The 12,172-nt window shown below is 43.8% G+C and carries 14 protein-coding genes; 8 read left to right on the plus strand and 6 right to left on the minus strand.

Translation table 11 applies throughout. The annotated features are described in order from the left end of the window. Nucleotides 1-67 precede the first annotated feature (67 nt). A complete protein-coding gene (gene aat / locus EZV76_RS04365; RefSeq protein WP_439107475.1) occupies nucleotides 68-736 on the plus strand; it encodes a leucyl/phenylalanyl-tRNA--protein transferase in 669 nt (222 codons plus the stop codon). 21 nt (nucleotides 737-757) lie between these two features. Here the strand turns inward: aat and EZV76_RS04370 are convergent, their stop codons facing one another. Further along, entirely contained in the window at nucleotides 758-1,321 is a 564-nt protein-coding gene (locus EZV76_RS04370; RefSeq protein WP_136565345.1) for a DNA-3-methyladenine glycosylase I, read from the minus strand. A 180-nt stretch (nucleotides 1,322-1,501) separates the two neighbouring features. Here EZV76_RS04370 and EZV76_RS04375 point away from each other — a divergent pair, with 180 nt between their 5' ends. Next, nucleotides 1,502-2,134 carry a thioredoxin family protein gene (locus EZV76_RS04375; RefSeq protein WP_136565346.1) on the plus strand — a complete coding sequence of 211 codons (633 nt, stop codon included), beginning with the start codon at nucleotides 1,502-1,504 and terminating at the stop codon, nucleotides 2,132-2,134. On the opposite strand, the gene EZV76_RS04380 is transcribed toward EZV76_RS04375, so the two are convergent. The 5 genes from EZV76_RS04380 to EZV76_RS04400 all read right to left on the minus strand — a co-directional run bounded on the left by EZV76_RS04380 (nucleotide 2,117) and on the right by EZV76_RS04400 (nucleotide 5,681). Continuing rightward, nucleotides 2,117-2,836, minus strand: coding sequence for an energy transducer TonB family protein (locus EZV76_RS04380; protein WP_136565347.1), 720 nt, complete (start codon nucleotides 2,834-2,836; stop codon nucleotides 2,117-2,119). The genes EZV76_RS04375 and EZV76_RS04380 overlap by 18 nt on opposite strands. Before the next feature lie 88 nt (nucleotides 2,837-2,924). Beyond that, the gene (gene truB, locus EZV76_RS04385) at nucleotides 2,925-3,611 is read right to left on the minus strand and encodes a tRNA pseudouridine(55) synthase TruB (RefSeq protein WP_136565348.1); all 687 of its coding nucleotides are present in this window, start codon (nucleotides 3,609-3,611) and stop codon (nucleotides 2,925-2,927) included. A gap of 30 nt (nucleotides 3,612-3,641) precedes the next feature. Continuing rightward, on the minus strand, nucleotides 3,642-4,436 hold the full coding sequence (locus tag EZV76_RS04390; RefSeq protein WP_136565349.1) for an undecaprenyl-diphosphate phosphatase: 795 nt from the start codon (nucleotides 4,434-4,436) through the stop codon (nucleotides 3,642-3,644). Next, nucleotides 4,437-4,700 (minus strand): DUF3098 domain-containing protein, encoded by a 264-nt coding sequence (locus EZV76_RS04395; RefSeq protein WP_136565350.1) that lies wholly within the window; start codon nucleotides 4,698-4,700, stop codon nucleotides 4,437-4,439. Between the two features lie 102 nt (nucleotides 4,701-4,802). Beyond that, nucleotides 4,803-5,681, minus strand: a complete 879-nt coding sequence (locus EZV76_RS04400) for a cell division protein FtsX (protein ID WP_136565351.1) — start codon at nucleotides 5,679-5,681, stop codon at nucleotides 4,803-4,805. A gap of 89 nt (nucleotides 5,682-5,770) precedes the next feature. On the opposite strand from EZV76_RS04400, the gene EZV76_RS04405 reads away from it, so the two are divergent. The 6 genes from EZV76_RS04405 (at nucleotide 5,771) to EZV76_RS04430 (ending at nucleotide 12,126) form a co-directional block, all read left to right on the plus strand. Continuing rightward, nucleotides 5,771-8,674, plus strand: coding sequence for a leucine--tRNA ligase (locus tag EZV76_RS04405; protein ID WP_136565352.1), 2,904 nt, complete (start codon nucleotides 5,771-5,773; stop codon nucleotides 8,672-8,674). A gap of 99 nt (nucleotides 8,675-8,773) precedes the next feature. Beyond that, nucleotides 8,774-9,028 carry a SemiSWEET family sugar transporter gene (locus EZV76_RS04410; RefSeq protein ID WP_136565353.1) on the plus strand — a complete coding sequence of 85 codons (255 nt, stop codon included), beginning with the start codon at nucleotides 8,774-8,776 and terminating at the stop codon, nucleotides 9,026-9,028. Between the two features lie 197 nt (nucleotides 9,029-9,225). After that, a complete protein-coding gene (gene ald / locus EZV76_RS04415) occupies nucleotides 9,226-10,326 on the plus strand; it encodes an alanine dehydrogenase (protein ID WP_136565354.1) in 1,101 nt (366 codons plus the stop codon). A 94-nt stretch (nucleotides 10,327-10,420) separates the two neighbouring features. Further along, the gene (locus EZV76_RS04420) at nucleotides 10,421-11,122 is read left to right on the plus strand and encodes a zinc metallopeptidase (protein WP_136565355.1); all 702 of its coding nucleotides are present in this window, start codon (nucleotides 10,421-10,423) and stop codon (nucleotides 11,120-11,122) included. Between the two features lie 114 nt (nucleotides 11,123-11,236). Then, entirely contained in the window at nucleotides 11,237-11,581 is a 345-nt protein-coding gene (locus tag EZV76_RS04425; RefSeq protein ID WP_136565356.1) for a winged helix-turn-helix transcriptional regulator, read from the plus strand. A gap of 2 nt (nucleotides 11,582-11,583) precedes the next feature. Then, on the plus strand, nucleotides 11,584-12,126 hold the full coding sequence (locus EZV76_RS04430; protein ID WP_136565357.1) for a DinB family protein: 543 nt from the start codon (nucleotides 11,584-11,586) through the stop codon (nucleotides 12,124-12,126). Nucleotides 12,127-12,172 lie beyond the last annotated feature (46 nt).

The raw sequence follows: 12,172 nt of genomic DNA on the forward strand, positions 1-12,172 counted from the left end.
ATACATTTTTTGGATAAAGACGCTTTTGCGACTTTAGTCTATTTCTTATCTTGGCAAAAAGACCATTTTGGAAAACAGCGGAAATAAATTTCCCATAACCTTCTTGGGAGACCGTTTGGAGTTTCCTTCTGTGGAAAGCGCAAATGAAGACGGTCTTTTGGCTGTTGGGGGCGATTTGTCCCTAGACCGACTTATGCTTGCCTACAAAAACGGGATTTTTCCTTGGTTTAACGACGATTCCCTTGTATTGTGGTGGAGCCCGGACCCACGCATGGTCCTTTTTCCCAACAAAGTTAAAGTATCCAAAAGCATGCGAAAGGTGTTACGTGATGGCACATTTAAATTAACGAAGGATACTTGCTTTTTAGAAGTTATGAAACAATGTGCCAACATGGAGCGAAAGGGACAAGAGGGCACTTGGATAACCCCCAAAATGAAAGCAGCCTATTTGGATTTACACAAACAGGGATGTGCAAAGTCCTATGAGGTATGGGAGGGCAATGAGCTTGTTGGCGGATTGTACGGAGTAGATTTGGGGCATGTGTTCTGTGGCGAAAGCATGTTCAGCTTAAAACCCAATGCCTCAAAGTTTGCCTTTATTGAAATGGCCCGCGAACTAAAGGAAAAAAACTATTTGCTTATAGATTGCCAAGTATACACCCCGCATTTGGAAAGCTTGGGGGCAGAATTGATGCCTAGGAAACAATTTGTGGAAATTTTGAAAATCGGATTGTAGGTCCAAAGGATTTTTGGTGAATCACACCTCATGATATCTAAAACAAGCAGTTTCATGATCATTTACCATCCCTGTGGCCTGCATATGGGCATAAATCACCGTGCTTCCCACAAATTTGAAGCCTCTCTTTTTAAGGTCTTTGCTGATGGTGTCCGATAAAGGTGTGGTAGCAGGGGCCATTTTATAATTTTCCAAGCTGTTTTTAATGGGGACCCCATCTACAAACCCCCAGATATAAGTGCTGAAACTGCCAAATTCTTCCTGAATGGCCATAAAGGCCTTGGCGTTGGAAACAGTGGCATGCACTTTCAGTTTGTTTCGGATGATACCCGGGTTATCCAAAAGCTCATCGATTTTATCCTGACCATACTCGGCAATTTTTTGATAGTCAAAGTCATCAAAGGCTTCCCTAAAATTATCTCGTTTCCGCAATACGGTGATCCAACTTAGACCGGCTTGGAAGGTTTCCAATATCAAAAATTCAAAAAGAGTGGCATCATCCTTAACGGGAACACCCCATTCCAAATCGTGGTAGGCTTCATATAAAGGGTCGCCTAGGCACCAACCGCATCGATGTTTGTCCATAGTGGAAAAGTTTTGGTCAAAGGTAAAGAACCTATCAAACATCCGGCAACGAAAACAGCAGGGTTCAATAATTAATTGAATATATGGGACAAATGTAAGGTTTTGATATGCGGGACAACCAATGACAAAAATCAGAAAACGTCCGGATTGTGGAACGTATTTTTGCTAAAAGTATTTAAGATGGAACTGCTGGAAAAAAAGATTGAAGAGGATAGGGTCACGCTGGTTAGACAAGGTATTTCAATGGGAATGGATTATGAAAAATACCGGGATTTGGTACATCATTTTGCCGAAACCAAGCAGACTTCAGGTTTATCCCGGTCTGAAGCCAATATAGAATACACCCAATTGAACGACCGAAGGATGAAACGTTGGGATAAAACCTTAAAGGTTTCTGGCGAGTTACAAGAGAAAATCTCAGGTTTGGAATCGAAAATGGTGTTTTTGGTCATAACTGAGAGTTGGTGTGGAGATGCCGCCCACAGTATGCCCATTATGAACAAAATTGCCGAGTTAAACTCAAATATAGGACTGAAAGTGGTGCTTCGGGATGAGAATATGGAGCTGATGGATGCGTTTTTAACAAGAGGCAGCCGTTCCATACCCAAGTTGGTGGTATTTGATATGGATAAGCAGGAAATTTTAGGGAAATGGGGTCCTAGGCCAGCCCAGGCCACAGAAATGGTAACGAATTATAAGGAGGAACACGGAAAGTTGACCCCAGAACTTAAGCAAGACCTTCAGGTTTGGTACAACAAGGATAAGGGTGAAAGTATTTTGGAGGAGATTGTAGCCCTACTTCCCTTGAAATAGGTAAGTAATGGTTCCAATTTGGTTGACTTTGGAATCAGGGCTAAAACGTGCCTTTAGGGCGTAAGCTATGGCGTTGTCCACAAGGCATCCATTGTTGGTGCCGGAGCTCTTGTCATTAAAACTTGCTTCGGTAACATAGCCATTGGCATCCACATTAATGTTAATGACCACCTTCCCTCCTTCAATACAGGTGTAAATAGGAGGTGGCAGATAATATGCGTTTCTTTCTACCAATGAAAATGAAATGGAGGTACGCCTGTCTTTAAGATAGTTGGTGAACTCTTCTTTTTGTGCATCCCTTTCACCCAACTTCTGCTTTTTCTCGTCACGTTTTGCGGCCAGTTCCTTTAGCTGATCGGCAAAAGCGGTGTCACTTTCCGAAAATTGACCTTCTTCACTGCTCATGGCCCTTTCTTCCAATAACTCTTCCAGCGTTTTTAAGGGTTCGGGATTCCCAATGGTGGGTTTTGCGGTTTCATTGAAGGCCATGTGGCTTTTGATGGGGTCGTTGTTGGCCAATTCCTCCATTCGTTCTTCCTCTTCCTTCAGCAATTCCTCGATATCCTCATCGGCCAAGCTCATTTCAATGACATACTCATCTTCTTGCATGCCCCCTAAGTGGATGTTGAACAACAACAAGACCACCAAGGCCATGGAGAAGAAGGTTATGATTAGGGATAACTGGCTTCTGTTCAAGTTCATGGTTCTAGTATAACCGCTTTTTTTATAAAATATTTTGCCTGATGACTGTTTCAAACCAATTATTTGCTCGGTTTTTAGGCCATTCTGCCTATAAATTTTCTTTGAAATCCATAGGTGTTGTAGCATTATTTACGTTGAAATCCCCTATTTTGGTTCTTCTTAAAGCAGAAAGGTGTGCTCCAGTTTTCAAAGATTTCCCAAAATCATGGGCCAAGGAGCGAATGTAGGTTCCTTTACTGCAAACTACTCTAAAATCCACTTCGGGCAGTTGAATTCGAGTGATTTCAAATTCTGTTATGGTAATTTTTCGGGATTTTATGTCCACTTCCTTTCCTTCACGAGCTAGTTCGTAAAGACGTTTTCCATCTTTTTTTAAAGCCGAGAATATGGGAGGAACCTGTTCAATCTCACCCAAAAATTCTTTGGTCGCTTCTTTTATGATGTTTTGCGTAAGGTGCTCCGTAGGGTAGGTTTGGTCTACTTCGGTTTCCAAATCATAGGAAGGAGTAGTGGCCCCAAGGGTGAATGTTCCCGTATATTCCTTGATTTGTCCTTGCAACTCTGGGATTTTTTTGGTGAACTTCCCTGTGCAGATAATCAAAAGGCCTGTGGCTAAAGGGTCAAGAGTGCCTGCGTGGCCTATTTTGATTTTCTTAAGGTCGAATTTTTTTCGGATGGCCCATTTAAGGGCATTCACCGCCTGAAAGGAACTCCACTCCAAAGGTTTATCGATCAAAAGAATTTGACCGTTTAAAAAATCTTCCTTGGTTTTCAAAGGTTTCGGGATTTGGATAAAGGTAACAATCTATCCCCAAATGCTCCAGGCAACGGCGATAAGCCCCACTATGAGACAATATATGGCAAAATACGTAAGCTTGCTCTGGCGCACGAGTTTGATCATCCAAGTACAGGCGGCAAGGCCGGCTATGAAGGCGGCAATAAACCCAGCGCCCATGGCAACGGCCTGATCACCGTGAAAATTGATTTCACCCCCCATAAGGTCTTTGGCCACTTTTCCCAAAATAAGGGGAACGACCATCAAGAACGAAAAACGAGCCGATTTTGCTTTGTCAACACCCAAAAGAACCGCTGCGGAAATGGTAGCCCCACTTCTGGAAATCCCTGGTAAAATGGCCACCGCCTGTGCCATACCGATGACAAAGGCGCTTCTGAACGAAACCCCCTTGTCCGTAGTCTTGGCCAAATCGGCCAAATAGAGTAGCACTGCGGTAATGATGAGCATGATGCCCACTATGATGATGGCCCCGTCAAAAAAAACTTCAATAAAATCATTCAAAAAGAGTCCGATCAAAGCCGCGGGAATCATGGAAATGACAATTTTTAGCGAAAATTGGGTCTCCTCGTTCCATTTGAACTGGAAAAGACCTTTCAAAATTTCAAAAACATCCTTCCTGAATACGACCAAGGTGCTCAATGCGGTGGCAAAATGTAAGATCACCGTGAAGAGTAGGCTTTCCTCGGGAAGGGCATGTGCGCCCAAAATGGCTTTCCCCAATTCCAAATGTCCGCTGGACGATACAGGTAAAAATTCGGTCAACCCTTGGATGATTCCAAGGATTATGGCATCAATAAGCTCCAATTATTCTTTGTTTTTGTTAGGGTTCAACAAAATAGCATAAATCTGTATACCCAAGCCGATCAGTACCAAAGTGGGCGCTAAACGGATTCTCCTAAAACTGTAGATATTTGGATTGAAGACCTCTGGGTCATCACTGCCACCGCCGGCCATCAAAATAAAGCCCAAAGCAATAAAAGCCAGACCTATGAAGAGGAACAGGTAGTTCTTCTTTTGAAAGATGAACTCCTTGGTGGGTTTTTGAACATTCTTGTTTTTCTTGCTCATGCCGCAAATTTAAGGAAAAGTTTCCCAGAATATTTTCTGAACCAACAATATGGGAAGATATGAGTCCCAAATCTATCAGCGTAGCGGTCCAATATCTAGAATCTAATAGTAAAGATCGTCTGTCCTCAGATTTAAAAAACGTTGGGTGGCGAAATGGGTGCTTGCCCACGAAATGACAACCCCTAGTCCAAAAACTCCGATAAATAAAAAGATCAATACCAAATAGTCCTGTAGCAGGTTCAGTTCGGGAAAATTTTTGTTGATGTAATAGATAAGGATGCTCAAGGAGGCCAAAGCCACGGCCGCGCCTATCATGCCCAGTTTTATGTTGGCCCAGATAAAGGGGCGTCTGATAAAGGTCTTGGTAGCGCCCACCATCTGCATGGTCTTGATGATAAACCGTTTGGAATAAATGGACAATCGGATGGAACTGTTGATGAGCAATACGGCTATGACGGTAAAAATGGCACTGGCCACTAGAATCCATAAACTGATCTTTCGGGCATTGTCGTTAAGCAAAGAGATCAAAGGTTTGTCATAGCTTACCTCGTCCACATAGGTTTTTGTGGCAAGGTCTTCGGCAATTTCCGCGATTTGCTCTGGAGAAACAAAATCGGCCTTTAGGTTCACATCAATGGAATTCTTTAACGGATTGTATCCCAAGAACTCCACAAAATTTTCACCAATGTCCTCGCTGTATTGTTCTGCAGCATCTTCCTTGGAAATGTACTCGGCAGATTTGGTGTATTCTGCCAAAACGAGGCTTTTTTGCAATTGGTCAATTTCAACCGGTTTGGCATTGTCCTTCAAAAAGACCGAAATGGTGATTTGTTCCTTGAAGTGGTCCGCCAGTTTTTTGGTATTCAAGACCAAAAGTCCCAAAACACCCAACAGGAAAAGCACCAAAGCGATGCTCAAAACCACGGAGAAGTAGGAGGAAATCAACTTTCTTCGCTGATATCGTTCAATATATTGGCTCATAGAATGGAATCAGTACGTAAAAATAGAAAAGTAAATTGTATTTAGGGGATTAAACCTATTTTTGCAACTCGAAAATGAAAGAGAGTACCATGAACTACGATTTCCGTGACATTGAAGCCAAATGGCAGAAGTACTGGGCAGAAAATGAAACCTTTAAGGCAATCAACGATTCTGACAAGCCCAAATTTTATGCCTTGTCCATGTTCCCCTATCCTTCTGGGGCAGGATTGCACGTAGGGCACCCATTGGGGTACATTGCCACGGACATCTATTCCCGTTATAAAAGGCATAAAGGGTTCAACGTGTTGCATCCCATGGGGTACGATTCCTTCGGGTTGCCCGCGGAGCAGTACGCCATTCAAACCGGACAACACCCTGCGATCACTACCGAAAACAATATTAAAAGGTATCGCGAGCAGTTGGACAGGTTGGGCTTTTCGTTCGATTGGAGCAGGGAAGTGCGCACTTCCAATCCGGGATATTACAAATGGACACAGTGGATCTTCATCCAATTGTTCAACTCATGGTACAATAAAAGTTCCGATAAAGCTGAAGCCATTGAGACTTTGGTCTCCCTTTTTGAAAAGGAAGGGAATACAGCGGTAGAAGCTGTTTGTGATGAGGATGCACCCAATTTTGGTGCAGCGGAATGGAACGCGTTTTCTGAAAAGGAAAAGCAAGAGATCCTTTTAAAATACAGACTCACGTATTTGGCTGATACCGAAGTGAACTGGTGTCCGGCCTTGGGCACGGTTTTGGCCAATGATGAGATCGTAAATGGCGTATCCGAGCGTGGAGGTCATCCCGTCATCCGAAAAAAAATGACGCAATGGAGCATGCGTATCACAGCTTATGCCCAACGCTTGCTAGATGGATTGAACAAGATTGATTGGCCACAGCCGCTAAAAGATTCCCAGACCAATTGGATCGGTCGTTCCGAAGGAGCTTCGGTGACTTTCAATGTCATTCCAAATGCAGATGTCACTTCGAGCGCAGTCGAGAAGCCGGACACGATTGAGGTCTTCACCACCCGCCCCGATACCATTTTTGGGGTAAGTTTTATGACCTTGGCCCCTGAGCATGATTTGGTGCCCAAAATCACCACTCCAGAACAAAAAGCTGAGGTGGAAGCCTATGTGGAGGCCACGGCAAAGCGTTCCGAGCGGGATCGTATGGCCGATGTAAAAACCATTTCAGGGGTGTTTACCGGAGCATATGCAGAGCATCCATTTACCAAGGAGCCTGTTCCCATTTGGATTGGCGACTATGTTTTGGCCAGCTACGGAACCGGAGCGGTGATGGCCGTGCCTTGTGGTGATCAACGGGATTACGATTTCGCCAAACATTATAATATAGCCATCCCCAATATTTTTGAAGGGGTGGATATTTCCGAAGAGGCTTTTGCCGATAAGGCGACAACCATTATTGCCAATTCCGACTTTTTGAATGGGCTTTCTTATAAAGAGGCCACTAAAAAAGTGATTGCAGAGTTGGAGAAAATTGGACATGGAGTGGGTAAGGTGAACTATCGCCTTCGTGATGCCGTCTTCAGCAGGCAACGCTATTGGGGAGAACCCTTCCCGGTGTATTATGTAGATGGGATGCCCCAGATGATTGATTTGGAACACTTGCCTTTGGAATTGCCCGAAGTGGAGAAATATCTTCCCACTGAAACTGGCGAACCGCCCTTGGGTAATGCTACAACCTGGGCTTGGGACCGCCTCAAGGCGGAAGTAGTCAGCAATGAGCTCATTGATCATGTTAACGTATTTCCTTTGGAGTTGAACACCATGCCGGGTTGGGCAGGAAGTTCCCAATACTTTAATCGATATATGGACCCGCGCAACGATGAGGCCATCTTCTCTCCGGAGGCCATTGGATATTGGCAGGATGTGGACCTATATATTGGAGGCAGCGAACATGCTACGGGCCACCTGTTGTATTCCCGTTTTTGGCAGAAGTTTATGTTTGACAGAGGTTATGTGCCCAAGGACGAGTATGTCCAAAAGTTGATCAACCAAGGGATGATTACGGGGACGAGTGCATTTGTCTACCGAACTAAAATCAATGGTAAGGTGACCTTTATTTCAAAAGGGAAGATTAAAACTTATGCAGATTATTTGATTGAGATTACCGATGGAGCCGATTTCGACTTGAAACCAGAACAGTTTGGCACAAGTGCTTTGCAAAAAATCCATGCGGATGTTTCTTTGGTGAATGCCTCCGATGAGTTGGATGTTGAAGCCTTCAAAAAATGGCAACCGGAATATAAGGATGCCGAGTTCATCTTGGAAGATGGAAAGTATATTGTAGGTCGCGAAGTTGAAAAAATGTCCAAATCCAAGTACAATGTCGTCAACCCCGATGCTATTTGTGAGGAGTATGGGGCAGATTCCCTTCGTTTGTATGAAATGTTCTTGGGTCCCTTGGAGCAATCCAAACCGTGGAACACTGCAGGAATTACAGGAGTGCATTCCTTCCTTAAAAAACTGTGGCGTCTTTTTGAGGTCATTGAGGATAAAGAACCCACGGCCGATAATTTGAAAACGCTGCACAAGACCATCAAGAAAGTGGAGGAGGATATCGAGAACTTCTCGTTCAATACTTCCGTGTCCACCTTTATGATTTGTGTGAACGAACTTACCGCTCAAAAATGTACCAGCAGGGCTATTTTTGAACAGTTGGCCATTTTGGTGTCACCCTACGCGCCCCATATTGCGGAGGAGCTTTGGGAGCGATTGGGCCATACCGAGTCCATTGCCGAAGCACCTTTCCCAAAGTTTGAGGAGAAATATCTAGTAGAGAGCAGCAAAGAATACCCCATTTCCTTTAATGGAAAAATGCGCTTTAAGTTGGAGTTGCCCTTGGATATGGGCAAAGACGAGATAGAAGCCGCGGTTCTGGCCCATGAAAAGACCCAGGAACAATTGCAGGGCCGTACTCCCAAAAAGGTGATTGTGGTACCCGGTAAGATTGTGAATATTGTAGGGTAAGCGAGGCTTCTCAAAAGACAGTAAATCTCTACGGATAATCTTTACGATGCGATGAGCAGTCATCCATAAAGTCCCTACATTTAGGGCAAATAACCAACCATGGACACTATTGAGATCATTGGCCTTGTTGCGGCCACCCTAACCACCAGTTCATTTATTCCGCAAGTTTATAAGGCGTGGCGGCACAAATCTACCCGGGATGTTTCCCTTACCATGTATTTGGCCTTTTTCATTGGAACCATGCTGTGGCTATACTACGGTTATGTGCATGAGAGCCTAGCCATAATATTGGCGAATGGTATAACTGGTATTTTGGTCATTGTAATGCTTGTTTTAAAAATAAAACACAAATAGTCCAATCTACCCCCCTTATTTTTTAGGGTACTTTACAATAATATATTATTAAATATAGATTGACCCCATAAAAAAATAGGGTATAATGTAAATTTTATGTGAAATTTATCTGGCAACCCCTACATTTTATCGATTTCATTTCTTTGATTCCAGTTTTTATAACAACTTTGGGTATAGTAACCATAAAACACAACAAGATGATTGTAGGGGTGCCTAAAGAAATCAAAAGCAGTGAAGGCCGAGTTGGTATGACACCAGCTGGGGTTTTTGAATTGGTGAAGAATTACCACACCGTTTATGTGCAATCTGGCGCAGGTGAGGGCAGTGGTTTTTTTGACAAAGATTACCAACAAGCCGGGGCGACTGTTCTGGATACCATTGAACAGGTGTATGCTAAGAGTGATATGATCGTGAAGGTCAAAGAACCTATTGCCGAGGAGTACGATTTGGTTCAAGAAGGGCAGATTGTTTTTACCTACTTTCATTTTGCTTCGAGTGAGGCCTTGACGCAGGCCATGATTAAAAGCAAGGGAATCTGTATTGCATATGAGACTGTTGAGGATGAGGAGGGTACACTGCCCTTGTTGACCCCTATGTCTGAAGTGGCCGGAAGAATGGCCATTCAACAAGGAGCCAAGTATTTGGAAAAACCCGTAAAGGGCCGTGGAGTGCTTTTGGGAGGAGTTCCAGGTGTTGCTCCAGGCCGTGTGTTGATCCTTGGGGCAGGAACCGTGGGCATTCAGGCTGCAAAAATGGCAGCAGGACTTGGTGCACACGTAACCATTTTGGATGTCAATATGAAACGGCTTCGCTATGTAAACGATATTATGCCAAGTCATGTGGTAACGGAGTTTTCAAATGAGTTCAACATCAGAAAGCATATACAATCCCATGACCTTATAATAGGGGGCGTGTTGTTGAAAGGGGCCAAGGCGCCCAATCTGATCACTAGGGATATGCTCAAAGACATGCGACCAGGAACGGTTATCGTGGATGTGGCGGTGGACCAAGGAGGATGCGTGGAGACTACCAAGCCAACCACACACGGCAACCCCGTATATATTATTGATGATGTGGTCCATTACTGCGTGGCCAATATGCCCGGAGCCGTGCCCTATACGTCAACCGTGGCCTTGACGAATGTAACTTTGCCCTATGTGCTGAAATTGGCCAATATGGGCTGGCGAAGTGCCTGCAATTTGGATAAGACCTTGGCCAAAGGGTTGAATATTGTTGAAGGAGAAGTGGTATACAAAGAAATTGTTGAGGCTTTTCATTGGGAATCTGCTTTGGCGTAAAAACATACATTTTGTCAGTAGAAGAACCCCGCCGAACCTTGGCGGGGTTTTTGTTGTAATATGGTATATTTATAAGACCAAAAATCGAATAGTTATGATGACATATTATATATTGATCGGTGGAATTGCACTGGTGAGTTGGTTGGTGAGCAACAAACTGAAAAGTAAGTTCAAGAAATACTCCCAAGTACATCTGAGAAATGGCATGAGTGGTGCAGAGATTGCACAAAAAATGCTTGATGACCATGGTATCCGTGATGTAAAGGTAATTTCTACCCCAGGAATGCTTACGGACCACTATAATCCAAAAAACAAGACCGTTAACCTTAGCGAAGGCGTTTACAGTCAACGTAATGCCGCCGCCGCCGCCGTGGCTGCCCATGAATGTGGACACGCGGTACAACATGCCCAAGCGTATGAATGGTTGACCATGCGATCCAAATTGGTTCCTGTGGTAAGCGTAACTTCGGGAATGTCTACTTGGGTCGTATTTGGAGGTATCGCCTTAATGGCGGCTACAGGTGTTGCGGGTGGAATTGGCTTCTATATTGCCGTGGCCGGTTTGGTGATGATGGGGATGGCTACACTATTCAGCTTTGTGACCTTGCCTGTTGAGTACGATGCCAGTAAGCGGGCCTTGGTGTGGTTGAAGCAAAAAAACATGGTGAGCCAGCAAGAATATGCAGGAGCCGAGGACGCCCTAAAATGGGCGGCACGAACCTATTTGGTAGCTGCGTTGGGCGCATTGGCCTCACTACTTTATTGGGCCTTACAAGTGTTTGGAAGTAGGGATTAACAATGTTTTTAAGAATAAATTATAAGCCTGCCCGGAGTCAATCCGAGCAGGTTTTTTTCTTGTCATAACCTCTTGCTATATTTTTTGTAGCTTTGCTATTAAAATTATAGCATTATGAAAATACCTGTTCCCGGTCAACCAGTTCGTGGCTCCAAAACGGGTCAGCCTATTATGGCTTTGCTCGATTTGTTGGGCAGAAGTTGGGCCATGGGGATTATATGGCACTTGTATTCTGGACCCAGTACTTTTCGGGATTTACAAGATTATTGTGAGTCCATTTCACCAAATACACTTAACACTAGGCTCAAAGAACTCCGGGAATGCCATTTGATTACCAGAACAATGGATGGTTACAGTCTCACCGAGCAAGGGGTGGAATTGTTTGAACTTTTAAAGCCAATGGGTTCATGGGCTCGACATAACTGGGCCAAAAGTTTTGAGAACGACAATCAAAAATAACTATGAGAAACATTAAAAAACCGCTTCAGGGAGAATACCCATCATATTCACATATTTATATGGATTTGATGGAAGATGATGGTAAGGTTTTGGAGCATCTCTGGCAAAATTTTCTTGAGATTAAGGATTGTATCCAATCCCTTCCAAAAGAGAAATTAACGTATCGTTATGCCGAGGATAAATGGACCATTAAAGAGATTTTGGTACACCTTATTGATGATGAACGGATTTTTGCTTATCGGGCGTTGCGTTATGCCCGAAACGATAGTACACCGCTTCATGGGTTTGACCAAGATGAATATGCCAAGTTTTCCGACGCCAATAGTAGAAGCTTGGAAAGTATATTTGAAGAGTATGAATGGGTAAGAAAATCTACCATTGCCCTATTTGAGTATTTGCCAGAAGAAAGTTTTACCCGAGGGGGAGAAGGTATTGATCATGATGGAAGTATTATCAACAAAAGAACGGTTCGGGGATTGGCTTATCATATTGCGGGGCATGAACTACGACATTTTAACATCATTAAAGAACGATACCTAAACTAAAAACGGGGCCAGAGGCCCCGTTTCATTGGTATTTATTTTTTTGAAC

Origin of the sequence: Flagellimonas alvinocaridis (genome assembly GCF_004916895.1) — a bacterium.
GTDB classification, from domain to species: Bacteria; Bacteroidota; Bacteroidia; order Flavobacteriales; family Flavobacteriaceae; genus Flagellimonas; species Flagellimonas alvinocaridis.

Excerpts from the sequence above, each read along its gene's own strand:
- ald (WP_136565354.1), top strand. The coding sequence starts at position 9,226 with ATGATTGTAGGGGTGCCTAAAGAAATCAAAAGCAGTGAAGGCCGAGTT.
- EZV76_RS04425 (WP_136565356.1), top strand. The coding sequence starts at position 11,237 with ATGAAAATACCTGTTCCCGGTCAACCAGTTCGTGGCTCCAAAACGGGT.
- EZV76_RS04420 (WP_136565355.1), top strand. The coding sequence starts at position 10,421 with ATGATGACATATTATATATTGATCGGTGGAATTGCACTGGTGAGTTGG.
- EZV76_RS04410 (WP_136565353.1), top strand. The coding sequence starts at position 8,774 with ATGGACACTATTGAGATCATTGGCCTTGTTGCGGCCACCCTAACCACC.
- EZV76_RS04380 (WP_136565347.1), bottom strand. The coding sequence starts at position 2,836 with ATGAACTTGAACAGAAGCCAGTTATCCCTAATCATAACCTTCTTCTCC.
- EZV76_RS04400 (WP_136565351.1), bottom strand. The coding sequence starts at position 5,681 with ATGAGCCAATATATTGAACGATATCAGCGAAGAAAGTTGATTTCCTCC.
- EZV76_RS04395 (WP_136565350.1), bottom strand. The coding sequence starts at position 4,700 with ATGAGCAAGAAAAACAAGAATGTTCAAAAACCCACCAAGGAGTTCATC.
- EZV76_RS04375 (WP_136565346.1), top strand. The coding sequence starts at position 1,502 with ATGGAACTGCTGGAAAAAAAGATTGAAGAGGATAGGGTCACGCTGGTT.
- EZV76_RS04370 (WP_136565345.1), bottom strand. The coding sequence starts at position 1,321 with ATGGACAAACATCGATGCGGTTGGTGCCTAGGCGACCCTTTATATGAA.
- EZV76_RS04405 (WP_136565352.1), top strand. The coding sequence starts at position 5,771 with ATGAACTACGATTTCCGTGACATTGAAGCCAAATGGCAGAAGTACTGG.
- EZV76_RS04430 (WP_136565357.1), top strand. The coding sequence starts at position 11,584 with ATGAGAAACATTAAAAAACCGCTTCAGGGAGAATACCCATCATATTCA.